Below are 26887 nucleotides of genomic sequence, written 5' to 3'. Positions count from 1 at the left end.
TCGCCACAAATTTCAGTTGTTTAAAAGTAGAAAAACATGTCTATCAGTTCAGTTATCAAATCCATTCAAGACATCATGCGTAAAGATGCGGGTGTCGACGGTGATGCACAGCGCCTTGGTCAAATGTCTTGGTTACTTTTTCTTAAAGTATTTGACGCTCAAGAAGAAGAGTTAGAATTAGAACTGGACGACTACAAATCACCAATCCCAGAACAATATCTATGGCGTAATTGGGCGCAAGATGCCGAAGGCATTACCGGTGAAGCGCTGCTTGAGTTCGTAAACGATGACTTGTTCTACAAACTGAAAAACTTAACTGCACCTGTTGATCTAAACCCGCGAGGCTTTGTGGTGAAAGAAGCCTTTAGCGATGCGTTTAATTACATGAAAAACGGTACGTTACTGCGCCAAGTGATCAACAAGCTGAATGAAATTGATTTTACCGACTCTTCAGAGCGCCACCTATTTGGTGATATCTACGAGCAAATCTTAAAAGATCTACAAAGCGCAGGCAACGCGGGTGAATTCTATACGCCTCGTGCCGTTACACGCTTCATCGTTAATCGTTTAGACCCAAAACTGGGCGAAGCGATTATGGACCCAGCAACGGGTACGGGCGGCTTCCTAGCGTGTTCGTTTGACCATGTGAAAGACAACTACGTGAAGACTGCAGCGGATCACCAAACACTGCAAAAGCAGATCCACGGTGTTGAAAAGAAACAACTGCCACACCTACTGTGTATCACCAACATGATGCTGCACGGCATTGAAGTACCTGTGCAAATCAAACACGGCAATACACTGAACAAACCGCTTTCAAGCTGGGACAGTAACATTAACGTGATTGCAACCAACCCACCGTTTGGTGGCACAGAAGAAGACGGCATTGAAAAGAACTTCCCAGCCGAAATGCAAACTCGTGAAACGGCTGATTTGTTCCTACAGCTGATCATAGAAGTGTTAGACGAAGGTTCAGAAATGCAAAATGGCGGTCGTGCAGGCGTAGTACTGCCAGATGGCACATTGTTTGGTGAAGGCGTTAAAACCAAAATCAAAAAGATGCTGACCGAAGAATGTAACCTGCACACCATTGTGCGTTTACCTAATGGCGTGTTTAACCCATACACAGGCATCAAAACTAACATTCTGTTCTTCACCAAAGGTAAGCCAACCAAAGACGTATGGTTCTACGAGCACCCATACCCAGAAGGCGTGAAGAACTACAGCAAGACCAAACCAATGAAGTTTGAAGAGTTCCAACAAGAGATTGATTGGTGGGGCAATGAAGAAGACGGTTTTGCAAGCCGTGTAGAGAACAATCACGCTTGGAAAGTGCCAATCGCCGACATCATTGAGCGCAACTTCAACCTAGATATTAAAAACCCATATCAAGGTGAGGTGCTCAGCCACAACCCACAAGAGTTATTAGCAAACTATGCACAGCAACAACAAGAAATTTCGGAACTACGTAACAAGCTGAAATGCATTCTTGGCGATGCACTGAAATCATCTGTGGGCGGTGTTGAATAATGAGTGTAGAACAGATCTCTATGAATCAGTTGATCACCGACAATATCGACATTTGGACGTCAACCGTTAAAACCAAATCCGCCTCTGGTCGTGGCAGCAGCAAAAAGCGCGAGCTTTATGGCGTAAAGAAATTGCGTGAGCTGATCTTAGAATTGGCAGTGCGCGGTAAGTTAGTGCCACAAGACCCAACTGATGAGCCTGCTTCGGCACTGCTTGAGCGAATTGCGGCTGAAAAAGCGCAATTGGTGAAAGAGAAGAAGATTAAGAAATCGAAACTCTTGCCTAAGATATCTGATGAGGAAAAACTGTTCGAATTACCGTTGGGTTGGCAGTGGACTAAGCTTGGAAATGTCGCCACATTGAAAGGTGGTTTTGCATACAAAAGTAAAGAATTTGTAGATTCAGGAATCCATCAAGTTATAAGAATGGGTAATGTTCGTCCTGACGAGTTTCTGTTAGACCAGAAAACGGTATTTATTGAACAAGATTATGCAGAGATGACTAGCGAGTATCAATTAAGTGAAAGTGATGTTCTTTTAACAATGACAGGTACGAAAGGTAAAAGAGATTACCTTTATTCTTTGGTTGTAAGTGAGACCCACTTGAATGGAAGAAAGCTGTATTTAAATCAAAGGCTTTGTTCCTTGTCATCGGTGTTTTGTTTTCCAAAGTTTATAAATGTAGCCGTTAAATCAAATACCCTACTAGATACGATCTATTGCAAATCTACAGGAACTGCGAATCAATCCAATATTGGTATGGATGCCATATCTAACTGGGTAGTTCCTATTGCTCCTTTAAACGAACAACACCGCATCGTCGCCAAAGTCGATGAACTTATGACACTCTGCGACCAACTGGAACAACAAACTGAAGCCAGTATTACGGCACATCAGGTATTGGTGACAACGCTGTTAGACACGCTAACCAACTCTGCAAACGCTGAAGAGTTAATGCAAAACTGGGCTCGAATCAGCGAGCACTTCGATACCCTGTTCACGGCAGAAGCGAGCATCGACCAGCTAAAACAAACCATCCTCCAACTGGCTGTAATGGGTAAGCTTGTCCCACAAGACCCAAATGATGAACCTGCTACTAATCTGCTTGAGCGTATTGCAGAAGAAAAAGCACAGTTAATCAAAGATAAGAAAATCAAAAAGCAGAAAGCACTACCGCCGATTGCTGATGATGAAAAGCCATTTGAGTTACCTAGTGGGTGGGAGTGGTGTCGTTTGGGGGATTTGGCTGAGTTTCAGAAAGGATACGCATTTAAGTCCAAAGATTATCTTAGTGAAGGACTAATGATTACCAAGATTCAAAACTTGACTGAAAATAGTACTAGAAACTCAGTATATATTTCAGCAGAAACTTTAGACGAGTATGAACAATTTAGTCTCTTCAAGGGCGACATAGTTATGACTACTGTTGGTAGTTGGTTTTCTGCACCACTATCTGCTGTAGGGCGAACATTTGTGATCAACGAGAAGTTTGATCAGTCCCTGTTGAATCAAAATGCGGTCAGGATTAGAGTCTGGAAAGAGCTTAACCCAATGTTTAGTTATAGCTATTTAAACTCCAATTTCTTTAAAGATTACTTGGTTAATGAGGCGCAAGGTACTGCAAATCAGGCAAGTATTACGCAATTAAGTATTAAAAATTTCTTTATGTGTATACCTCCTAAAAACGAGCAGAACCGCATAACGGCTAAGATTACGGAATTAGTGGCAATTTGTGACCAGCTTAAAGCTCGCTTGAAAGAATCTCAATCTACTCAATTTCATCTCACTGACGCTATTATTGAGCAGGCGGTGTAAGTATGCAATTAGCAACGTTACTAAGAAATATGTTTCTAGGTGATGATTATCCAGGTCGAGCTACAGATTTTGCTCGGGTAAAACAGCGATCGGAAGGAAGCTTCTTTACTTTAGATTTGGAAGATACCGACAATCAATTATTACAGTATTTGTTATGGCCGATGAATACGTTTCATCTCATAGCTCGGATATTAGATACGCATGATATGTATCAGAAAATAGTATCCATTGAGAATGAAGTCGATTACTTAACGCAGCTAAAAACAGGCAACCATGCAAGAAACTGGTCTAGGGCATTACTTAGTGCTCAAACTCATAATGAAATTGAAGTCAGTCCGAGGTTCTATGGGCTTTTGCATGCTTTATTTAGTCGAAGTAAAGCAAATGTTCAGATTGGAGAATTACTAAAGAACCCTGAATATTTAAAGTTACTTTTTGAACTGTATGTCGCAAGTGATGAGTGTTCGTATCGAATACAAAATGAAATATATCAAGCCCCTAATGCTTTGATCAGTAGATACGCAGAGGCATTGATTGCGAGAAAAGAGCGCTCAATTATTTCTAGCTTATCTCAATGTGATAAAAGTAACGGTGTAATCCAGTTTAAAAGCCATACCCCCCAAGCCGGAATTTCGCTAAATAGCTTAAGCCATGATTTAGCATACATTAAACCAGGGGTTGAAGTTGCAGCACTAGTGGGAAATTCAACACAATCGAGTGAGTCTAATCAATACAATGTGTTAATTCTTCCTTGGCCATTAGAGGTTAAAGATGAGTTTTTCCAGCAGGACGATAAACCAACTTTACAAATGGATGAAGAGTTTGGCTTCTTCGCATACGTGAATCACCACGCAATAACATGTCAGATGGTTATATATGCAATAGAGTCTTGTGAGGAGCAGTCCCCCGATCTTGTTGTCATTCCTGAATGCGCCGTGAATTCCAATGATAAAAGTAATCTATTGGAAGATTTGAGAGCACACTTTTCAGCAAAGGGCACTACACCACCAGTTATCATATTTGGTATTTTTGGTGAAGGTGATTGTAGAGGAACTTATGGTGAGAATAGCTTGGACCTACTTTATGAGAACCGATTTGTTGACAGGTATGTTGGTGAAAACCAGAAGAAACACCACCGGTGGGCTCTTGATGAGACACAGTTAAACACCTACGGTTTAGGGCATGTACTGAGTACCGACAAAGTAAAGTGGTGGGAGAACTGCTCAACTGGGGAAAGAAAACTAATTTCTTACCGAGATGATTACATTCATATATGCCCGTTGATTTGTGAAGATTTGGCTAGGCAAGATCCTATTGCCCCAGTTTTACGATCTTTAGGTCCTGATCTTGTCGTTGCTCTTTTACTTGATGGTCCCCAAATGAAAGGACGTTGGCCTGGAAGATATTCAGCAGGTTTAGTTGATGAGCCAGGCTGTAGTGTTTTATCTATTTCTCCATATGGTATGACGCAAAGGTCAACTGATGGTGGCAAGCACTCTCCAAGTTCGATGGTGGCTCTTTGGAGTGACACAAGATCTCATAACGAGCTGGAGCTAGATCAAGGTACGATTGGGATTCTCCTTACACTGAAATTTGAAAAACAAAAGCAATGGTCTGCGGATGGTCGCGGTGAAAATAAAAGAAGATTGTTTTACTCAAATCACCAGTCTGTAGGAAACACTTTCGAGTTGAGTAACTTAGAACTACCAAAAGTTCAGGGCGAAAAACTTACAGAGAGTGCTTAATAGGATTTACTTATGAGCTTATATAACATTGCTAATAAAAATCTCACCGCTTTAAGAGCAACAACATTTGCAACTGAAGGCTTGCAAGAGCGTCAAGATTTACAAGAAGCTCTCAAAGGTTGCATTGATGCCATTGCGCCCGATTGCTTGGTGATTTCTGAAGAGTTCTCCGACTGGGAAGACAGTCGCCGCCGTATTGATCTGTTAGCCATCGACAGAAACGCAAACTTGGTGGTCATTGAACTAAAGCGTGATGATGTAGGCGCTCATATGGAACTTCAAGCCCTTCGTTACGCAGCCATGATCTCTACCATGACGTTTGAAAAAGCGTGTGACTACTTCGAGCAATATATCGAGAAAGAAGGTCTCGATATCGTTGCAAGACAAGAAATTCTTGATTTTGTCGATTTAGATGAAGGCAGCCTTGACGACTTTGGTAACGATGTTCGAATTGTTCTAACATCCGCTGATTTCGATAAAGAGCTGACTACCTCGGTACTATGGCTACGTGACAAAGGCATCGACATTAGCTGTGTTCGCTTAGCGCCGTATCGTTACAAAGACGATGTTCTAATTAACGCCGAGCAAATTATTCCCGTACCAGAAGTCGAAGAGTATCAGGTTAGGTTCAGAGAAAAGCGCTCTGAACAACGTAAGGCACAAGTAGGGACTAAAGACTATTCGAAGTTTGAGTACAGAGGTCAGTTATATAATAAAAGAAACTTAGCCTTAGTACTGATGACTGATTGGATTGAGCAAAAACAACCCGTGTCTCTAGAGGCTTTGCTAGCGGTATTTGATAATTCTATCCGCCGTCGCATTGCTAAACGAATTGATGAAATTCCTGAAAACCTTATGAAGCGATTCCATTCATCAGAGCAAGACCTTATTGAGCTACCCTCTGGTGAGTTAATTGCCATTTCTAACCAGTGGGGTGTAGGTAATATTTTTAATCTTATCGAAAGGGTTAAACAGGATGGTCTAGTGGTAATTCAAAGTAATTGAGATTGAATTAATGAGCGAATTGAATGGTTTGTTAGAAGAGCTGAGCGACAAAAAAATTACCGTAAGTGTGAGAGGTTTACTCTACGATCAAGTTGAGCTTAAACCTAATGGTTGTTATGTCTTCACGCACTCTCAAACCTCTGATAAGTTTGAGGCGCAAATCGGATTTTTATTTAAGTTGTACAAAGACGGCAGATTGTATAACCCGAAAGTAAGCAAGTTAGCTACAGTCCATATCAAACAGGCCGTTGCTGAAAATCGAGATGCAGTTGTAAATAAAGATAAGAATCCCCGCAAACCACGAGAATTTAATGCAGAGCTAATACTGACCAAATCTAGGCCGAAAGACGATGAAGTAAGAGAAATGGAAGAATTGATTACAGAGATGCGTCCATTAAATTTTAGAACTAGTAAGCAGTTATCGAAGTACATAGTGGACAATAATTTAGGTAAAAAATACCCCAGTATTTCAGGGGTAGCACGTATGAAAAATGCTTCTGATGAGTGGGACTTCAAGGGAGGCTTCCCTCCTGAAATATACAAGAAAATTTGTATTAGGCTAGGACTTAGAAATCAAGGAACTAGCGCACGCTTAATTGGTTTTTCGTCTTATAAGTCGCTGACCTAAGGCTGTATATGTTTAAAAGTGGCACAACAAAAACAACTCAGATTGGTTATATAAATCGCAATAACCAAAAGAATCACGGTACTAGAGGGATAGATGGTAATGATCATTGCCAAGTATCTTACAAACTCGAATGTCTTGAAGCTGGGTGCGGTGTTGTTTATGGAGCCAATAGGACAGATGTATTTTAAAGAAAGTGCCCTAAATGCCAAGGCGGTAAGCCTGGAATTGATTTCTAGTCACAATTTGGCTCCATAGAATTTGAATTATTCGGATTAACGGTAATACTAAAACTTAGAAATTCTAAGTTTTAGTGGTGGCATGTGAAAACGGACATTCAACTTTACCCTGACGAATCGCTCGAAAGTTTCTTGTTGCGTTTATCGCAAGAGCAAGGTTACGAGCGATTCTCTCATTTTGCCGAAGATATCTGGTTCGACACCATGGATCAGCATGAGGCGATTGCTGGTGCTTTCCCCTTAGAGCTCGAACGAGTCAATATTTACCACGCTCAAACCACAAGCCAAATGCGAGTGCGAGTGCTTATCCACCTTGAGAACCAATTAAAGCTCAACAACTTTGGTGTACTGCGTCTAGCGTTATCACATTCAAAAGCTCAATTCTCTCCGCGATACAAAGCTGTTCATAGATTCGGTTCTGACTATCCTTATGCTTTTCTTCGTAAGCGCTTCACGCCTATTTGCCCTCTGTGTGTTAATGAAGCACCCTACATTCGCCAGCAGTGGCAATTTATCTCTCACCAAGCTTGTGAACACCATGGCTGTAAACTGGTTCATCACTGCCCTGAGTGTAAATCGAGACTTGAATACCAAAGTACCGAGAGTATTGGCCAATGTGAATGCGGTTATGAACTCCGAAACTCGCCAGTAGATGACGCTCCAGAGGCTGAGACCTTGGTTGCCCGATGGTTGTCAGGAAATGATTCAAAACCCTTGGGATTGCTGAAGGCAGAAATGACGTTATCTGAGCGCTATGGTTTCTTACTTTGGTATGTAAATCGCTATGGTGATATCGATGGTCTCTGTTTTGAGTCATTCATCGAATACTGCGGCTCTTGGCCAACGTCATTGTGGCAAGACTTCGATGTTTTGAAAGAGAAGACAGAGCTCGTCCGAGTAAAAGATTGGAAGAAGATGTTTTTCAATGAAGCTTTTGGTGCTCTGCTTAAAGATTGCCGTCAGTTACCCAGTCGGCAGTTGAGTCACAATATCGTGCTTGCACAGGTATTAGCTTACTTTACAAAGCTAATGGCAACAGTGCCCTCAAGCGCCAAAGGAAATATCGGTGATGTACTACTCAGCCCCTTAGAAGCTTCTACATTGCTTTCTTGCACCACCGATGAAGTGTATCGGTTGTATGAGTTTGGTGAGATTAAAGCCGCTGTCAGGCCGCGAATGCATACAAAGATAGCGAGTCACGAATCAGCGTTTACTCTGAGAAGTGTCATCGAAACAAAGTTGACGCGAATGAGCTCTGAAAGTGATGGTTTAAGCGTGTATCTACCTGAGTGGTAATTATGACGAAATTAAGTGACTTATTGGCAATCGAAGACGAAATAGTAAAGCAGGCTACGCTAAAAAAGATGTTCATGCCCTATACGGAAGATGTCTGTGTTGAAGGGTGTGAAAAAGAAGCGTTAACGATCTTGCTTAATCTCAGTTCAAGCCATCAAGCCGATAGATGCTCTGATTGGTTGGATGTTGCCCGTGCTAAAAGGCATTTAAAAGCCGCAGAGAACCTAGAGGCATCCCTTGATGAGATCAAATGGTTCCACACTCATAATCTCAAGTTTCCAGACTGCCGAGTTAAAGATCAGCGGATAATTGCACAACCTCTTGCTACAACCGAGGCGCTTATCTCAAGCTCAGTATTAGAGCAAAGCTTGGGGTGGGGGCATAACTCCGCGGTGTATCGCCATACATTGTGGTTATTGAATCCTTTCCGCTGGCAATCACAGTCCGTGAGTCTTCTTTCACTTGTTCAGCAAGAAACCCCTGTTTGGGTTGAGCTGCTCAAAGAATTTGGTTTAGGTGCTAATTCACTTGCTCGCTTAAAACATACAATTGAAGAACAACTTCCTGAAAATAGTTTTCCTGACAGTGTCAGCACTTACAGCAAGCAACTGCGGTTTCCATGGGGGGATGATTATGTTTCGGTGACCCCAGTGGTCAGTCATGCCATCCAAAGAGAGTTAGAAGTGAGATCGAGAAGTCGAGAAAGTAAGCTCAGCTTTGTGTCTTCATCGCTGCCAAACTCGGCAAGTATCGGGAATCTGTGTGGCAGTTTAGGTGGGCATATGAAAGTCCTAAACTACCCGCTAGACGTCAAACCAGCGCAGGGTGGGACGTTAACTGAAAGTCGCAAAAAGAGTGGCCGCTACTTTGATGACTATCAGGTAACTAACGCCAAAATTTGTCAGGTGTTAAATCACTTAATTGGATCAGAACCATCAAAAACACAGAAGCAAAGAGAGAGCGCTCGTAAGGTTAGAAGTAAGATATTGCGAAAGCAGATAGCCTTGTGGATGCTTCCATTAATTGAGTTAAGAGATATTGTTGATGCTGACCCTAATCAACAGCAATTGGAACATGATGACACTTTGGCTCAAGCCTTATTGGCGCTACCTGAATCGGATCTAGGCTCCTTAGCTAGTGAGTTTAACCGTCACTTGCATCTCACGTTTCAGAATAATAAGTATGCCGCAAAGTTTGCTTACCATCCTAAGCTTATGCAGGTCGCCAAAGCCCAAATCGTATGGGTACTTGAACAACTTAGTAAACCAAATGGCAATGAAGATAAGGTAACGGGTGAGCAGTATATCTATTTGTCATCAATGAGAGTGCAAGATGCGGTCGCAATGAGTAGCCCATATCTATGCGGTGCTCCTTCTTTGACGGCTATTTGGGGGTTCATGCATCATTATCAAAGAGAGTTTAATAAGCTAGTTAATTGTGATTCCCCATTTGAGTTTTCGAGTTTTTCTTTTTATATTCGAAGCGAGAACATTCAACCGACAGCGAAGCTTACCGAGCCCAACTCAGTCGCCAAAGCACGAACGGTTTCTAACGCGAAGCGACCAACTATTCGTAGTGAACGATTGGCGGACCTAGAAATAGACTTAGTTATCAGAGTCCACAGTGACAGCCGAATTTCAGATTTTAAGTCCGCGCTTAAAACGGCACTTCCCGTAGCTTTTGCCGGAGGGGCATTATACCAACCACAGCTATCGACGCAGATTGAGTGGCTAAGGACGTTTACCAGTAGGAGCGAGCTTTTCCATGTCATAAAAGGGTTGCCAGCATACGGACGATGGTTATATCCAAGTGAGAACCAGCCGAGTGATTTTGATGAGCTAGAGCGTTTTATTACTAAAGACGCTGATAATTTGCCAGTTTCTATTGGCTACCATTTGTTAGAACAACCAACTAAACGGGGCAACTCAATCACCAGTTGTCACGCTTATGCAGAGAATGCGATAGGGCTTGCTCAGCGAGTAAACCCGATAGAAGTACGTTTTAGTGGAAGAGATCACTTTTTAAACCATGCCTTTTGGTCGATAGAATGCAGTAGCGAAACTATTCTTATAAAAAACTATAGGGATTAATCGTTTATGGAACTTTGTACTCAGCTGAACTACGTACGCTCTCTTTCCGCTGGCAAAGCATATTTCTACCATCTTTCGAAAAGTGGTGAGATGTGTCCCCTTGAAATTGATAGAACTAGGCTGCGAGCACCAAAAGGTGGTTATGCAGAAGCATATAAAGGGAGCAAGTTTGTAAAAAAGAATGTTGCTCCACAAGATTTAGCTCATTCCAATCCTCAGTTCATCGAAGAGTGTTATGTAAAACCTGGGGTTGATGATATCTACTGTGCATTCCCGCTTCGAATTCGAGCCAATTCTCTAACCCCAGATATCTGTAGTGATGATGAAGTGCGCAGTAAGCTTTCGTTACTGGCTAATACTTATAAAGAGCTCAATGGCTATCATGAGTTAGCTCATCGATACGCGAAGAATATACTGCTTGGCCGTTGGCTTTGGAGAAACAGGGAGTGTCGAAAGCTGTCGATAGAAGTGACCATCAGTGATTCAGAAGCCTTGATTGTAGAAAACGCAACAAAGCTTTCTTGGTATGGTCATTGGGATGAGGCTTCAGCAGAATGCCTAGAAAAGCTCACAGCCTATTTGATGCGAGCCCTGTCTGACCCAACCGAATATTTCTATATGGATGTCAAAGCTAAAATTGGAGTTGGTTGGGGAGATGAGGTTTACCCAAGTCAAGAGTTTTTGGATAGCCGAGAAGATGGTGTTCCTACTAAGCAGTTAGCTACTGTCGAACTATTGGACGGAAAGGAAACTGTTGCATTTCATGGTCAAAAAGTTGGTGCAGCGTTGCAATCGATTGACGATTGGTGGCATGAAAACGCAGATAAACCATTAAGAGTGAACGAATATGGGGCAGATCGAGAATACGTTATAGCAAGGCGACACGTGTCCCATGGAAATGACTTCTATCAACTGCTCAGACATACAGAGAACTGGATTGAAAGTATGACAGCTTCTCAAGCCATCCCAAATGATGTGCATTTCATCATGTCTGTCTTGATCAAAGGCGGCCTATTCAATTGTTCCAAAGCGAAGTAAGGGATAGATATGACTAAGCGTTACTATTTCTTAATACGTTACATGCCTGCACAAGCCGACCACGAATTATTGGCAGGACGGTGTATATCCCAAATGCACTTGTTTATGGTCAATAACCGACAAGCGATGAATAGGATTGGCGTGAGCTTTCCTGATTGGAATGAATCGACAGTCGGCCAAACCATTGCCTTTGTTGCTGAAGATAAAGAGATGATGATTGGACTCGCTTTTCAGCCCTATTTCTCTGTGATGGTAAATGAAGGTTTATTTGAGATCTCCAGTGTATGTGAGGTGCCTGACATTGCGGTTGAGGTGAGGTTTACCCGTAATCAAACGATTGGGAAAAGTTTTCTGGGCTCCAAGAAACGTCGAATCAAACGTAGCATGGCGAGAGCCGATTTCTCTGGTGATGGACAATCATTACCAGCTACTAATGAAGAGCGAATCATCGATAGTTTTCATCGAATCCCAATCTCCAGCGGTTCATCAGGGGAAAGTTATATTTTGTTTGTACAAAAGGAGTTTGTTAGAGAGCGCGTTGCAGCAAACTTTAATAGCTATGGTTTAGCCACCAATCAAGAAAGAAAAGGCACGGTACCTGACCTACGTTTTTGACCCTTTTATGAAAGCTCTTTTTCGGAGAAGTAAAAACAAGGAGTTACAGACGTAAGAAGAAAAAGGGTATTTTATGGATTTGCGATGTAAAACCCGTGGAATTAACAGCTTAGCGACTATAGTTAACAGTGTCCTGCCGCATAGGCAGCTAAGAAATAACGGTATAACACTGTCGCATGTAATGACGCGTGTCCTGCCGAATAGGCAGCTAAGAATAGGCCAGGAAGAAAGCAACCTTCCTGCTGAACAAGCAGTTAGCAATCAAAACCACCAAGTTTAGACTTGGTGGTTTTTTTGTCTTGTGGGGTTAGTTTGGCACAAGGCTGTGAATGAATGCTGCGTATTCCTGATGGTGGGAGCCGTGGTGATTGTCATAAGAAGGCTTTGTTAGAACCCCTTTGCCTTCAGGAATATAGCTGCGTATTACTTTGCGTGGTTCGGATTCGCGCCAGGTGATATTGAATGCGGCAAAAGTAGGAAAAAAGCAGATGTCAGAGTAATCAGGAATATTGTCATGAATCCACCACGCCAGTGCTTGCCAGTGGCCTGTTTCGTCATAATAAGGAATAAAAGAATTCACTACGATACAAGCTGTAGCCCCTAATAGGCCATCTTTATCCTTGTAATCCCAAATATGACCACCATAGTTTTTATCATTTGATGCGCAATTATACTTCTTTTCATTTCCTACGTTATTAACTAGTGGTGAACGATAGCCAGAACGAATACTGATTCTGCCAAATTTATTACTTATTGGTTCTAGTATCTTCTGGCAAAGGTTTCTACCCGATTCAAGAGCTATGTCAGGATAATCCGGAACATTGGTTAGCTGCTCAATTTGTGCTATTTCAGAGTGAAGAAAGTCCCTCATAAAAAAGGAAGGAGATAGGCGCACGCGCCCGAGTTTTTCTAGGTTGGCTACCGTAGTCGGAGTTTTCATACTTGAACCTTTTTAACCTGTCCTGTTTTCTAGTGAAAGATCTTGTTTTCATACTCTCGTACATGAACTTCAACAACACTCCAAATGCGCACACTTTCACCCTTAACATCAAATACTTTCGCATGATTGTGTGGGGCGATACTTTTCATTTGATTGAAGTTGGGTAGGAAAGTTTTCATGTCTAGAAGTTGGTTCTGAAGCATCGTGATAGTTATAGGAGAGTGGCCTTTACGCTCTAGGGTTAAATAAGCATTAAGGATGCGACTATTGATTTGGTCTTGATGCAAAGCCCAGCGTTCCAGTCGGTGTCTCACTTTATCTTTTTCATCGAGATATTCTTCGGACAATGTTTTAGGTGCCTGAGCATGCAGGGTTTCAATATTAGTTTTGATTGGCTGTACCGCAGGCTCTTTTGGATGGGGAGTAGCTTTTACAATCCACTTCCTAACCCAAGTAATGAGTGTTTTTAACATGGTAGGAATCCCAACTTTCTGACTGTTATAAAGATAGTTGGGATCTTTTAATTTGTCTGTCTAATGACGCCTTTTCACCAGTATTATAATTGACGAAATTATGAACTTTGTTTATCTTTATATGAACACGACTGATTCACTCACGATACGTGAACGCTAGTATTAGTAGTCAAGGTAACCAAACGGTAGAAGACTAGGGGCAGCTCCCATTGCTAGTTGATGAGACCTCAATAGAGCCATTGTGAATCCTAATTGAAGCGCTCCCCAAAGGGAGGCTTCGCTGGCTGTCTTGTGCTAAAAAGACACTCAGCATGTAATTAGGATATTACTATGCCTGTAAAAACACTCCATACTTCCTCTGAAGCAAAGAAATACTACAAAAGTATCTCCTACGAAACATTATTGGCTAGTTGGCTATTACAAGACGGCTGGGAAGTCTTTATGCCGATGATCGATCATGGAATGAAGACTGATGTACTGGTTTCTGATGGGAATAAGTTCTATCGAATTCAAGTGAAATCGGTAGAGTGCTTTGATGAAAACACCGTTGTTACTGACCAATGGCAGAATACACAGATTGATTATGTAATATATTTCTCAAGATGTTCAAATTGGGGGTATATTGCGCCGCCCTTTAAGGGAAAGAGGAGGGTTAATCACCCCGAGCATGTAAGATTTCACCAACACCCCAAAAACTTCTTAAAAGCTTTTGGTCGAGCTTAGTAAACTCTATTCAGGGTGAAAACCGTGACGATCTTTGTCGGCACTATTGTACTGACTCGTCTCTGCCCCATTTTTGTTTGTAGTGGTCAACAAATTCCGGACACTGACTTAAGCCGATTTTCGGCATTCACTGGCGACAGCCCATCATTTGTTTGATGAGGCCGTTGCCGATTGTAGTAACTCATCAGGTAATGGCTGATGTCTTTCTTAGCTTGAGCTTGTGTCAGGTAACCTGTTGCTGGTATCCACTCGGTTTTCAAGCTTCTAAATAGCCGCTCCATGGGAGCGTTGTCCCAACAATTACCACGACGGCTCATGCTTTGAGTTATACGATATCGCCAAAGTCTTTGGCGATAGTTGCGGCTGCTATATTGGCAACCTTGATCTGAATGGAACATTACGTTCTTCGGACATCCTCGTTGCTCCCAGGCCATGTCCAAAGCTTTAGAGACTAATTCGGTATCGGGCTTATCGGATAAAGACCACCCCACAACGCGTCGGCTAAATAGGTCAAGCACTACCGCTAAATAGGTCCACTTCGAACCTGACCAAATATAAGTAATATCGCCACACCAAACACGATTCGGAGTACTCACAGAAAACTCACGCTTCAGTAGATTTGGAATGTCTAACCTCTCTACTTTTGCATGTCTATATCGATGCGAACCTGGCTGTTTACTCATTAAATCAGCTTCACGCATTATCTGGCGAACCTTAAATCGTCCGGCTTTTATGCCTTCTGCGCTCAGCATCGAGACAAGAGTACGACTGCCAGCAGAGCCTCGACTCATGTTGAAGAGTTCTTTAATTTGGCTAGCTAGACGAATACGATTGGCATCCGGCTTGCGTTGCTTAAACTTGTAATAACAAGACGAAGCTACGTTGAACAGCTCGCAAAGCATTTTGACCGACTCATGCTCCCTCAACTTGTCTATTAACGAGAACGTTCGAGTTCGTCCGACATTAAGAGAGCGGTGGCCTTTTTTAATATGGATTTTTCTCGTTCTAGCCGGTTAATCCGGGCTTCTAACTCTTGGATTTTCTTTTGCTCAGGCGTGAGGGCTTTAGTCGTTGGAGTCATCCCACCTCGCTCAACTTTGAGTTGGTCGACCCATCGCCGTAAAGCTGTTTCACCTACGCCCATAGAGTTAGCTGCTTCAGGTATGGAGTACCCTTGATCAAGAACCAAACTTGCAGCATCTAGTTTGAACTCAGCTGAAAATGTACGTCGTTGTCGTTTTGTCATTGAACACCTCATTTATGGTGGAGACTTTACCACCTAATTTGGTGTCCGGGATCATTAGACCACTACATGACGAATTTTAGGCAAAAAAACGCCCTACCGAAGTAGAGCGTTTTCAAAAGCTTTAAGTTAATAATTCAGAGTGAATTATTGACCTTTAACTTCTTTAGGACCGCTTTCGTTGTTAAAAAGGAGGAGCTTTAGAACCTAGAGCCTCTATACCTCACTTTCCTACAGACAAAAAAATGCCCCGCATAAGCGAGGCATTTAAAAAGCTTAGATTAACAATTCGCTAGGAATTATTGACCTTTAACTTCTTTAAGGCCGCTTTCGTTGTAATAAGGAGGAGCTTTAGAACCTAGAGCCTCCATACCTCACTTTCCTACAGACAAAAAAATGCCCCGCATAAGCGAGGCATTTAAAAAGCTTAGATTAACAATTCGCTAGGAATTATTGACCTTTAACTTCTTTAAGACCGTTGTAAGGAGCTTTAGAACCTAGAGCTTCTTCGATACGGATAAGTTGGTTGTACTTAGCAACACGGTCAGAACGGCTCATAGAACCAGTTTTGATTTGACCTGCAGCTGTACCTACCGCTAGATCAGCGATAGTTGCATCTTCAGTTTCGCCAGAACGGTGAGAGATTACTGCAGTGTAGCCAGCGTCTTTAGCCATCTTGATAGCAGCTAGAGTCTCTGTTAGAGAACCGATTTGGTTGAACTTGATAAGGATAGAGTTAGCTACGCCTTTCTCGATACCTTCAGCAAGAATCTTAGTGTTTGTAACGAACAGATCGTCACCAACGATTTGAAGCTTGTCGCCTAGAAGTTCAGTTTGGTGCTTGAAGCCATCCCAATCTGACTCGTCAAGACCGTCTTCGATAGAAACGATTGGGAAGTTGTTCGCTAGCTCAGCTAGGTAGTGGTTGAACTCTTCAGAAGTGAAAGTTTTACCTTCGCCCTTCATGTTGTAGATGCCAGCTTCTTTGTCGAAGAACTCAGATGCTGCACAGTCCATAGCAAGAGTAACGTCTTTACCTAGTTCGTAACCAGCAGCTGCAACAGCTTCTGCGATAACTTCTAGAGCTTCAGCGTTAGACTTAAGGTTAGGAGCGAAACCACCTTCATCACCAACTGCAGTGCTGTAGCCTTTAGACTTAAGAACTTTAGCTAGGTTGTGGAATACTTCAGCGCCGATACGTAGACCTTCTTTAAGAGTTTTAGCGCCAACTGGTTGGATCATGAACTCTTGGATGTCAACGTTGTTATCTGCGTGCTCACCACCGTTGATGATGTTCATCATTGGTAGAGGCATAGAGAACTGACCAGCAGTACCGTTTAGCTCAGCGATGTGCTCGTATAGAGGCATGCCTTTCGCAGCAGCAGCAGCTTTTGCGTTAGCTAGAGATACAGCTAGGATAGCGTTCGCGCCGAACTTAGACTTGTTATCAGTACCGTCTAGGTCAAGCATGATTTGGTCAACGTCAGCTTGTGCTTTAGCGTCAGAACCAACTAGAGCTTCAGCGATTGGGCCGTTTACAGCTTCAATAGCTTTAAGAACACCTTTACCTAGGAAACGTGATTTGTCGCCGTCACGTAGCTCAAGAGCTTCGCGAGAACCAGTAGATGCGCCAGATGGAGCAGCAGCCATACCTACGAAACCGCCTTCTAGGTGTACTTCAGCTTCTACAGTTGGGTTACCACGTGAATCGATGATTTCACGACCTAGAACTTTAACGATCTTAGACATTGAATGTTTCCTTCTCGTTGAATATATAAATGTCAAATTTAAAGGTAGCAGCACAACTTACGCAGCTACCTGTATTCCTTTTTACTTCTCTAACTCGCCGCGCTGGAACTCGCCAGCCGCTTTAACGAAACCTGCAAACAATGGGTGACCATCGCGAGGTGTTGAAGTGAACTCTGGGTGGAATTGAGCAGCAACGAACCATGGGTGGTTCGGGTTCTCAATAACTTCAACCAGTTTCTTGTCCGCAGATAGACCCGATACTTTTAGGCCCGCTTTTTCGATTTGTGGACGAAGATTGTTATTCACTTCGTAACGGTGACGGTGACGTTCATGGATCGTCGCGCTACCGTATAATTCGTAAGCTTTCGTCCCTTTCGCTAGGTGACAAAGCTGTGAACCAAGACGCATTGTGCCGCCAAGGTCAGATGTTTCTGTACGTTCTTCAACTTTACCTTCGCCATCAGTCCACTCAGTGATAAGACCAACAACTGGGTACTTAGTTTCAGTACAGAATTCAGAAGAGTGTGCCCCTTCCATTTTCGCAACGTTACGAGCGTACTCGATAAGCGCTACTTGCATACCTAGACAGATACCTAAGTACGGTACTTTGTTTTCACGAGCGTATTGAGCAGCAAGAATCTTACCTTCAACACCACGGTCACCAAAGCCACCAGGAACTAGGATTGCATCTAGGCCTTCTAAAACTTCTACGCCACGAGACTCAACGTCTTGTGAATCTACGTATTTAATATTAACGCTTAGGCGATTTTTCAAGCCCGCGTGTTTTAGCGCTTCATTTACTGATTTGTATGCGTCTGGTAGTTCAATGTACTTACCAACCATACCAATCGTCACTTCACCCGTTGGGTTAGCTTCTTCGTAAATTACTTGTTCCCATTCAGACAGGTCTGCTTCTGGAGCAGTGATGCCGAAACGCTTACATACAAGTTCATCAGTGCCTTGAGCTTTAATAAGCTGAGGGATCTTGTAGATAGAGTCAACATCGCGCATAGAAATAACTGCATTTTCTTGCACATTACAGAACAGAGCAATTTTCTTACGCTCGTTCGAAGGAATGTTGCGGTCTGAACGACAAACTAGGATGTCTGGCTGAATCCCAATAGACAGTAACTCTTTTACAGAGTGTTGCGTTGGCTTAGTTTTCACTTCGCCTGCAGCTGCTAGGTATGGCACTAGAGTAAGGTGCATGAACATTGCGCGTTCACGGCCAAGTTCTACTGCTAGCTGACGAATCGCTTCCATGAATGGTAGAGATTCGATATCACCAACCGTACCACCAACTTCAACGATCGCGATATCGTGGCCAGCTGCGCCAGAAATTACACGCTCTTTGATAGAGTTAGTGATGTGTGGGATAACCTGAATAGTTGCACCTAGGTAATCACCGCGACGCTCTTTAGCGAGTACGTCTGAGTAAACACGACCTGCAGTGAAGTTGTTACGCTTAGTCATCTTGGTGCGAATGAATCGCTCATAGTGACCAAGGTCAAGGTCTGTTTCAGCGCCATCTTCCGTAACGAACACTTCACCGTGCTGAGTCGGGCTCATAGTGCCTGGATCAACGTTGATGTAAGGGTCAAGCTTCATCATAGTCACTTTAAGACCACGAGCTTCTAAAATAGCCGCAAGAGATGCTGCAGCAATACCTTTACCTAGAGAGGATACAACCCCGCCAGTAACAAAAATGTAATTTGTCGTCATGTTTAACCTGAAATTGGTTGAATGAGGGAAATGGACTACTTCTGGACGGGATGAAAATATACCAGAAGCCCCTTATCGCCACAACGTGAAATCTATCACACTGCTATTTTTTATTTTTTGCTTCAAATCAATTCATGATAAAAGCTTTGGTTATCTTTTCTCCGCCACCTTGACTTCATCCCACATGGAATCAAGCTGTTGTAGTGAAAAATCGGTCAAAATTTTATCTTGCTGACGAACTTTTTGTTCCACCCCTTTAAAGCGACGTGAGAACTTCAGATTGGCTTTATTGAGCGCTGACTCTGGATTTTTACCCAAATGTCGCACCAAATTGACCGTCGCAAACAGCAAGTCTCCCAACTCTTCTTCAACCAAGTCTTCATTTGGCGTCACTTGAAGTGCCTCTTCCAGCACCTCATCGACTTCCTCTAAAACCTTATTAGCCACTGGGCCAATTGAGTCCCAATCAAAGCCATATTTCGCTACCTGTTTTTGAATCTTTGTAGCACGTGAAAGCGCAGGTAGAGAGTTTGGTATTGAGTCTAGAATACTTTCTTGAGTTTTGCCTGCCTGAGCTTTTTCTTTGGCTTTTTCAGCTTCCCAGTTGGCATTAATTTCTTCATCGCTCGCAAACTCTGTATCAGAAAACACATGCGGATGGCGACGCGTCAGCTTCTCATTGATGCCATCGACCACATCAGAGAACTCAAACAGTCCCTGCTCTTTCGCGAGCTGGCTGTAGAAAATCACCTGAAATAGCAGGTCACCCAACTCTTCTTGTAGGTTCGGCCAATCTTTGTTGTGAATCGCGTCCACTACCTCGTAGGTTTCTTCGATAGTATGCGGCACAATTGTTTCAAAATTTTGTTTCAAATCCCAAGGACAGCCACCTTCTGGATCGCGCAGCTTAGTCATGATCTGTTCAAGTTGTTCAATCGGGTGATTCATTGTTTTCTTCCTATTCACTGTCTTTGATTTTTTAAATTTATAACGTCTTCTAAAACTAAAAAAGGCGAGCAGCCAAAACCACTCACCTTTCTATTCTTTCCGTCATCCTCAAGAACGAAGAATGAGCGAGTTGGGGATCTCAAATCGCTTGGCGAGATTCCCTATCACGTTCGTCCCTCACTGTAGGGAATGACAGCTATCTTCTTTTACTAAGTAATTAGTTCTTCTAACAAGGCAGTAAACTTATGAGGCTCCTGAGCATAGCTTGCCTATGTGATGGAGTGAAATAAGTGAAACTAACGAAGTTAGAAAGCCAAGTACGACGTAAAAACTAGCCTAAGCGTTTGACACTCATAACATCTTTGATTTGTTCAACTCGGCTTGTCACTCGACTCAGAATTTCAATATTAGTCACTTCCAAATCGAAATCCATTACCGATAACTGACGCTTGTAGTCAATACGGCTCTTCATTGTAGTCACGCTGATCTTTTCGTTCGAGAACAGTGAGGTGATGTCTTTCAACAAGCCATTACGCTCTAGCGCTTCAACACGCAGCGTTAGGATATATGAACCGACAAAGCCATTGCCCCAAACAGTATCAATGATACGTTCTGGCGCGTGCATACTAAGCTCGCCTAGCTGTTCACAGTCAGCACGGTGCACTGAGATACCACGACCTTGAGTGATGTACCCTTTAATCACATCACCTGGGATTGGCTGACAGCAACGCGCTAGGTGCGTCATTAGGTTATCAACGCCCTCAACCACTACCGCATCTTTCTTCGGACGACTTTGTTGTGCTGGCTTGTTTTCCGACTCAAGCAGTTTCTCTAGCGCTTTCTTGTCTTCTTCTTCTGCCGTAGGCTTATTCACCAACGCATTGATGTGATTAACCACTTGGTTAATACGTAAGTCGCCACTGCCAATACCAGCATAAAGCTCATCTGGCGTGTTGACGTTAAAGCGTCTCAGAGCGTATTGGTCGGCATCTTTTAGAGTTGCACCCACTTTCGCTAGTTCTGCCTCAAGGATGTCTCGACCCGCTTCGAGGTTCTTCTCTCGGCTTTGTGCACGGAACCAAGCGTTAATCTTCGCGCGAGCACGACCTGAATGAACGAAGCCTGTGGTTGGGTTTAGCCAATCACGTGATGGGTTCGGTTCTTTCTGAGTAATGATTTCAACCTGATCACCCATCGATAATTTATGGGTAAACGGTACGATACGACCTGCTACTTTGGCACCGATACAGCGGTGTCCAACCATCGAGTGGATGTGGTAAGCGAAGTCCAGTGGGGTTGCACCCATAGGTAAATCGACCACATCACCGCGCGGTGTAAAGGCATATACGCGATCATCGAATACTTGGCTACGAACTTCATCCAGCATCTCGCCAGAATCCGACATCTCTTCTTGCCAATCGATAAGTTTACGCAACCAAGTGATTTTCTCGTCGTAACCACTGCGTCCGCTTGAAGCACCTTCTTTGTACTTCCAGTGCGCAGCTACACCCAACTCAGAGTCTTCGTGCATTTGCTTGGTACGGATCTGAATTTCAATGGTCTTGCCTTCAGGGCCTAAAACCACGGTGTGGATCGACTGGTAACCATTTGGCTTAGGGTTCGCCACGTAGTCATCAAATTCACTTGGTAGATGTTTGTATTTGGTATGAACCACACCTAGGCCGGCATAGCAGTCTTGGAGCTGGTCGGCGATGATACGTACTGCACGCACGTCAAAAAGCTCATCAAAGTCCAAGCCTTTCTTCTGCATCTTACGCCAGATGCTGTAGATGTGTTTTGGTCGGCCGCTGACTTCAGCATTGATGCTTGAACGGTTCATTTCAGCCGTTAAGTCGTCAACGAAATCTTTAATGTATTGTTCACGTACGATGCGACGCTCAGACAACTGTTTAGCAATCTGCTTGTAGGTGTCTGGCTGTTGGTAGCGGAATGCGTAATCTTCGATTTCCCACTTAAGCTGACCAATACCTAAACGGTTAGCGAGCGGAGCGTAGATGTTAGAACACTCTTTTGCTGCCGCACGACGCACAGCATCAGGCGCTTTTTTCACCTCAATAAGGTTACAGATTCGTTCAGCGAGTTTGATGACTACGCAGCGGAAGTCGTCGACCATCGCCAGTAGCATGCGGCGAACGTTATCAACTTGACCCGAGGCAGCACTGCCTTCAAGAGTCACGTTTAACTGGCCTAAGGCCGCCATTTCTTCAACGCCATCGATCAACTTTACGGTTTCTTTACCGTAGCTTTCTTCAAACGCTTCGCGCTCAAAAACGCCGCTTGAGACGACGGGGAAAAGTTGCGCTGCAATTAAAGTGGCACGGTCCATGGACAACGTAACCAAGATTTCGATCATCTCGCGGCCACGCCAAAGCAAGAGCGATGCTTGCTCGTGATCTTTTAATAGATCTTCACAGTGACGATAAACTTTGATCAGTTTATTCGAGGTTTTTGCGTCTTGATTCAATGACGCAATCCAACTTTCTAGCTCAAACTGTTCGCTTGGGTTTAAATGTGCGCTTCGTACCGCAACCATCATGCCTTCCTAGTTATTATGTTTTATACCCAATTCAATATGACTAACTGGTTCCAAGTTAGTTCGACCATATTGATATCAGCGCAGGCTTCCCTGCGCCTTTGTGATTCATTTGAAGCCTTGTTTAAGGGCCTCTAAGCCTTGATAAAGAGAGCCATCGATTCTAGATGACTGGTGTGTGGGAACATGTCCAACATACCCAGTTTGGCTAATTGATAGCCTTGTTTTTCTAAGCTCTCAGAATCTCTAGCTAGAGTAGCAGGATTACACGAAACATAAACCACACGCTTCGCTCCTAACGCTGAAATTTGATCAACGATCCCACTCGCTCCCGCACGTGCCGGGTCAAGCAATACTTTATCGAATTTCTCTTTTGCCCAAGGCTGTGAAGATAAGTCTTCTTCAAGGTTAGCTTGGTAAAATTCCGTATTACTTAACTGGTTTAACGCTGCATTAGATGTGGCTTGCTGAACCATTTCATCAACGCCTTCTACACCAACCACAAACGCCGATTGTTGCGCGATAGGCAGACTGAAGTTACCGAGACCACAAAACAGGTCTAGTACTCGCTCATCCGCTTGAGGCTCTAGCCACTCAATCGCTTGAGCCACCATCTGCTGATTCACTTTCTGATTGACTTGGATAAAGTGGTTTGGCTCAAACGGTAACGTCACGCCAGTTTCGTTATAGGCTGGCGCATCGCCGACTAAGCGAACCAACTTATCGGTTTCAGGCATCGAGTACAGCGTAGCGCCTTCTTCTTTTGCTAACGCAATCAGCGCTTGCTCATCTTTTTCAACCAAAGGCTTAAGGTGACGTAGCACCATTACAGGGCCAGTATCGCCCAACACCAATTCAACGTGTCCTAAAGACGTAAGGTTGTTGAAAGTGTTCAGTAAATTTTTCAGTTTTGGCAGCAATACATTGAGGCGAGGATCAAGCACGGCACAGTCGGTGATATTTTCAATCTGCTTACTCTGCTTCTTACGGAAACCAAACTGAAGCTGCTGTGTCTTTTTATCAACAAATAGGCTGATACGTGCGCGACGTCGATAACCGGTTTCATCACCGACAATAGGTTGTGCAACTTCAGTGTTAGCCGTTTGGTATTGGCTCATCAGGTGGGTCAGAGATTGCGATTTATGCTCAACCTGAGAAGAGTAACCAAGGTGTTGGAGGTGACAGCCACCACACTGATTAAAGTGCTTACAAAACGGCTTCAAACGCTGCTCGCTCGGCTTCAATAACTTGATGAGCTTAGCTCGCGAAAACTTACTTTTGCTCTCAGTCAGTTGAATAACCACCTGCTCACCAGGCAATGCGCCATCAATGAAAACCGGTTTATTCTTTTGATAAGCGATGCCAGCGCCATTGTGATCCATTCGTTCAACCAAAACCGATTGATGCTTGGTCTCGAGTTGAGTTTTCTTTTTTGGTTGGAAAAAACGTGCCATTGCTTGTGCCTAATGTATCTTTTAATAAGTAATTGGTATCCAGGACTCACTATTATGTCTTGGAATCATTGTCGAACGTCACGGCTTTGATTAAGCTTACCGTTCACTTAACCGCCATTGTGTGCGTTATTTTCCCATATCCAGACCTCGATGTAATTAAAGAACATGACCAGATATGGCTTAAGAGCCCGTGTAATTACCTTAACTCTAGCTCCAACCCTGATTATTGGGTTGCTATTGAGTGCATTTTTCTCATTTAACCGCTATCAAGACCTTGAGGGTCAGGTGGTTAACACTGGTACTAGCATCATTGAACCACTTGCGATTGCGAGTGAATCAGGCATGAAGCTCGAAAGTCGAGAGTCTGTTCGTCAGCTTATTAGCTATGCGCATCGAAAGAATTCTAAGCTGGTGCGCAGTATCGCGGTGTTTGATGAACGCCATGAGTTGTTTGTAACCTCAAACTTCCACCCCGATTTTGAAAGCCTAACCTATCCCAAAGATAAACCGATCCCGCATTTAAGCTCATCGAACCTGCTCGATAATACGCTGATCCTGCGGACACCTATCATCGCCGAAGGCCAGTACATCAACTCAGCCAACGGTCAGTCTCAAGCTAATCAAGCGATCGGCTATATTGCGATTGAGTTAGATCTATCTTCACTTCGATTACAGCAATATCAAGAAGTGTTCTCTGCCTTCTTGGTATTGATTCTCGGGCTTGGTTTATCGGGCGTGTTTGCGTTCCGCTTAATGCACGATGTGACTCAACCGATCACGCACATGAAAAACATGGTCGACCGAATTCGTCGTGGTCATCTAGATGTACGTATCGAAGGTAAGATGCATGGTGAGCTAGATTCGCTGAAAAACGGTATCAACGCGATGGCGGTATCGCTATCAGAATATCACGTCGAGATGCAGCACAGTATCGACCAAGCTACATCAGACTTGCGTGAAACCCTTGAGCAACTAGAGATTCAAAACGTTGAGTTAGACATCGCGAAGAAACGCGCGCAAGAAGCGGCTCGTGTTAAATCTGAGTTCTTGGCGAATATGTCTCACGAACTGAGAACTCCATTGAACGGTGTGATTGGCTTTACTCGTCAGATGCTCAAGACCCACCTATCGAACAGTCAAACCGATTACCTACAAACCATTGAACGTTCGGCAAATAACCTACTTAGCATCATCAACGATATCTTGGACTTCTCGAAACTTGAAGCCGGTAAATTAGCCCTAGAGAACATTCCATTTGAATTCCAAGCCAGCCTTGAAGAGGTAGTAAACCTTCAAGCAACCAACGCTCATGAGAAAGGCCTAGAGCTGACACTGAAGATCGACCCTAAAGTACCGCCAGGCGTAGTGGGCGATCCACTGCGTATTCAGCAGATCCTAACCAACCTTGTTGGTAACTCAATCAAGTTTACCGAGCGCGGCAACATTGATATCAGCGTTGAGCTTCGCTCACAAAGCGAAGACAACATCGAGCTGCAATTCATGGTTCGCGATACGGGTATTGGTATTTCTGAACGTCAACAAGCTCAGCTTTTCCAAGCCTTCAGCCAAGCCGATGCAAGTATCTCTCGTCGTTATGGTGGTACAGGCTTAGGTCTGGTTATCACCCAAAAACTGGTCAGCCAAATGGGCGGAGAGATCAGCCTAACCAGTCGCCTGCACCAAGGTTCCACCTTCTGGTTTACCTTGAGACTATCAACGACTGATATGCCGATGACTGAGCTGATTGAGACGCAGTGTCTGCAAGACAAACAACTGCTGCTTATCGAGCCAAACATGCAAGCGGCCTCGATTACTCAGCAAATCCTAACCCAAGAAGGCTTAGTGGTAACCTATCGTTCGGTGATGCCAGACGAGACCACCTCCTATGACTACGTTCTGCTTAACCTAGCCGCTAACCAAGAATATCAATTTGATACCGTGAGTGGTTGGGCTATTGGTGCGAAGAAGATTGCTCAAAACGTGATAATTGGGACACCAAGTACCGAGCTAGCGTTGGGTGAGCAACTAATGAAAGAGGTCGATGTTCAGTGCATCACTAAGCCTCTTTCTCGTAAGAAGTTACTGCAAACTCTGGTATCGAATCAGGCACCAACCTTGATTGCACCAGCAATTGAAACACATTCAGAAGAGAAGCTTCCGCTTACGGTATTGGCGGTCGACGACAACCCAGCCAACCTAAAACTGATCACCGCGCTGCTCAAAGAGCGTGTAGAAACCGTCATCAGTTGTACCAGTGGTCAGCAGGCGATAGACAAAGCGACAGAGACGCCATTTGATATCGTCTTCATGGATATTCAAATGCCACAGATGGACGGTGTGACCGCTTGTCAGAACATCAAGAAGCTGGCGAACAATGCAAATACGCCTGTGATTGCCGTTACCGCGCATGCAATGATTGGCGAACGTGACCGACTGCTTGAAGCGGGCATGGATGACTACCTAACCAAACCTATTGAAGAGCATGTTTTACAGCAGGTTCTGATTCATTGGAGCTCGACCTCTGAGGTTGAGCACATCGAAAAAATAGATCCAGACCACCCAGCGGTCTCTGCTGAAGTCGACAGCGGTCCAGTGTCAGAAACTGAAGCCAGCGTGCACACAAACATCATCATTGATTGGCAAGCTGCGATGAAACAAGCTGCTAATAAAGAAGACCTCGCACGCGATATGCTGCAAATGCTCGTAGACTTTATTCCAGAGGTGTATGAGGCGGCAGACAAAGCGATAGAAGACAGTGACTACCCAATTGAAGAGCTGATACACATCATCCACAAGATGCATGGCAGCAGCTCGTACAGCGGCGTACCAAGACTAAAATCGGTATGTGCGACGATAGAGAAGGAGCTGCGTTCAGGCACTTCTGTTGAAGACATTGAACCGGAGCTTTTCGAGCTTCAGGATGAATTAGATAAGGTTCAAGCAACCGCGATTCATTACTTGAAACCGGCGAAGACCTAGCGGGCACTTGTTACTCACCAGTATTCGTTAGAGGGTTTACCCGCTAATAAAAAAGCAGAGCTCATGAGCTCTGCTTTTTTCTGTCTAGTGCCAAGAGCACTAGAC

Annotated in this window: 19 protein-coding genes; 11 read left to right on the top strand and 8 right to left on the bottom strand. The window is 43.8% G+C overall.

Features of this window, described 5'->3' with window-relative positions:
- Positions 1-36: 36 nt before the first annotated feature.
- From HRQ85_RS18330 to cas6f, 9 genes are all read left to right on the top strand, one after another.
- Entirely contained in the window at positions 37-1530 is a 1494-nt protein-coding gene (locus HRQ85_RS18330) for an N-6 DNA methylase (protein WP_102459479.1), read from the top strand.
- The gene (locus HRQ85_RS18325; protein WP_241904158.1) at positions 1530-3344 is read left to right on the top strand and encodes a restriction endonuclease subunit S; all 1815 of its coding nucleotides are present in this window, start codon (positions 1530-1532) and stop codon (positions 3342-3344) included. Before HRQ85_RS18330 ends, HRQ85_RS18325 begins: the two co-directional genes overlap by 1 nt.
- A 2-nt stretch (positions 3345-3346) precedes the next feature.
- Positions 3347-5089 carry a hypothetical protein gene (locus HRQ85_RS18320; RefSeq protein ID WP_172380317.1) on the top strand — a complete coding sequence of 581 codons (1743 nt, stop codon included), beginning with the start codon at positions 3347-3349 and terminating at the stop codon, positions 5087-5089.
- A gap of 12 nt (positions 5090-5101) precedes the next feature.
- Positions 5102-6094: a hypothetical protein gene (locus HRQ85_RS18315; protein ID WP_172380316.1), complete on the top strand. Its 993-nt coding sequence runs from the start codon at positions 5102-5104 to the stop codon at positions 6092-6094.
- 10 nt (positions 6095-6104) lie between these two features.
- Complete coding sequence (locus HRQ85_RS26125) at positions 6105-6722, top strand: hypothetical protein (RefSeq protein ID WP_216655517.1); 618 nt, start codon at positions 6105-6107, stop codon at positions 6720-6722.
- A gap of 320 nt (positions 6723-7042) precedes the next feature.
- Positions 7043-8254: a TniQ family protein gene (locus tag HRQ85_RS18305; protein WP_172380315.1), complete on the top strand. Its 1212-nt coding sequence runs from the start codon at positions 7043-7045 to the stop codon at positions 8252-8254.
- Between the two features lie 2 nt (positions 8255-8256).
- The gene (locus HRQ85_RS18300) at positions 8257-10344 is read left to right on the top strand and encodes a type I-F CRISPR-associated protein Csy2 (RefSeq protein WP_172380314.1); all 2088 of its coding nucleotides are present in this window, start codon (positions 8257-8259) and stop codon (positions 10342-10344) included.
- A gap of 6 nt (positions 10345-10350) precedes the next feature.
- Positions 10351-11382 carry a type I-F CRISPR-associated protein Csy3 gene (gene csy3 / locus HRQ85_RS18295; protein ID WP_102502378.1) on the top strand — a complete coding sequence of 344 codons (1032 nt, stop codon included), beginning with the start codon at positions 10351-10353 and terminating at the stop codon, positions 11380-11382.
- Between the two features lie 9 nt (positions 11383-11391).
- Positions 11392-11997, top strand: coding sequence for a type I-F CRISPR-associated endoribonuclease Cas6/Csy4 (gene cas6f / locus HRQ85_RS18290; protein ID WP_172380313.1), 606 nt, complete (start codon positions 11392-11394; stop codon positions 11995-11997).
- Positions 11998-12304: 307 nt separating this feature from the next.
- Here the strand turns inward: cas6f and HRQ85_RS18285 are convergent, their stop codons facing one another.
- Positions 12305-12937, bottom strand: a complete 633-nt coding sequence (locus HRQ85_RS18285) for a peptidase M15 (RefSeq protein WP_172380312.1) — start codon at positions 12935-12937, stop codon at positions 12305-12307.
- Between the two features lie 29 nt (positions 12938-12966).
- A complete protein-coding gene (locus HRQ85_RS18280; protein WP_172380311.1) occupies positions 12967-13410 on the bottom strand; it encodes a hypothetical protein in 444 nt (147 codons plus the stop codon).
- Between the two features lie 330 nt (positions 13411-13740).
- On the opposite strand from HRQ85_RS18280, the gene HRQ85_RS18275 reads away from it, so the two are divergent.
- On the top strand, positions 13741-14133 hold the full coding sequence (locus HRQ85_RS18275; RefSeq protein ID WP_046225081.1) for a hypothetical protein: 393 nt from the start codon (positions 13741-13743) through the stop codon (positions 14131-14133).
- A gap of 86 nt (positions 14134-14219) precedes the next feature.
- On the opposite strand, the gene HRQ85_RS18270 is transcribed toward HRQ85_RS18275, so the two are convergent.
- The 6 genes from HRQ85_RS18270 to rlmD all read right to left on the bottom strand — a co-directional run bounded on the left by HRQ85_RS18270 (position 14220) and on the right by rlmD (position 23803).
- Positions 14220-15379, bottom strand: a protein-coding gene (locus tag HRQ85_RS18270; RefSeq protein ID WP_172380310.1) for an IS3 family transposase whose coding sequence is annotated in 2 segments (ribosomal slippage) — positions 14220-15121 and positions 15121-15379 — 1161 coding nt in all. Because the reading frame shifts where the segments join, the coding sequence is not laid out codon by codon here.
- A 447-nt stretch (positions 15380-15826) separates the two neighbouring features.
- Positions 15827-17125 (bottom strand): phosphopyruvate hydratase, encoded by a 1299-nt coding sequence (gene eno / locus HRQ85_RS18265; RefSeq protein ID WP_050711946.1) that lies wholly within the window; start codon positions 17123-17125, stop codon positions 15827-15829.
- Between the two features lie 81 nt (positions 17126-17206).
- Positions 17207-18847: a CTP synthase gene (locus tag HRQ85_RS18260; RefSeq protein WP_017063214.1), complete on the bottom strand. Its 1641-nt coding sequence runs from the start codon at positions 18845-18847 to the stop codon at positions 17207-17209.
- Positions 18848-18997: 150 nt separating this feature from the next.
- Positions 18998-19795: a nucleoside triphosphate pyrophosphohydrolase gene (gene mazG, locus HRQ85_RS18255; protein WP_048611394.1), complete on the bottom strand. Its 798-nt coding sequence runs from the start codon at positions 19793-19795 to the stop codon at positions 18998-19000.
- Positions 19796-20126: 331 nt separating this feature from the next.
- Positions 20127-22349: a GTP diphosphokinase gene (gene relA / locus HRQ85_RS18250; protein WP_172380402.1), complete on the bottom strand. Its 2223-nt coding sequence runs from the start codon at positions 22347-22349 to the stop codon at positions 20127-20129.
- A 134-nt stretch (positions 22350-22483) separates the two neighbouring features.
- Positions 22484-23803 carry a 23S rRNA (uracil(1939)-C(5))-methyltransferase RlmD gene (gene rlmD, locus HRQ85_RS18245; protein ID WP_172380309.1) on the bottom strand — a complete coding sequence of 440 codons (1320 nt, stop codon included), beginning with the start codon at positions 23801-23803 and terminating at the stop codon, positions 22484-22486.
- Between the two features lie 165 nt (positions 23804-23968).
- On the opposite strand from rlmD, the gene barA reads away from it, so the two are divergent.
- A complete protein-coding gene (gene barA / locus HRQ85_RS18240; RefSeq protein WP_172380308.1) occupies positions 23969-26782 on the top strand; it encodes a two-component sensor histidine kinase BarA in 2814 nt (937 codons plus the stop codon).
- Positions 26783-26887: the final 105 nt, after the last annotated feature.

The sequence above is a fragment of the Vibrio sp. Vb339 genome, from assembly GCF_902751245.1.
GTDB classification, from domain to species: Bacteria; Pseudomonadota; Gammaproteobacteria; order Enterobacterales; family Vibrionaceae; genus Vibrio; species Vibrio coralliirubri.
Note: the sequence above shows the minus strand (reverse complement) of the source record. Positions and strands in the feature narration are given on the sequence as shown.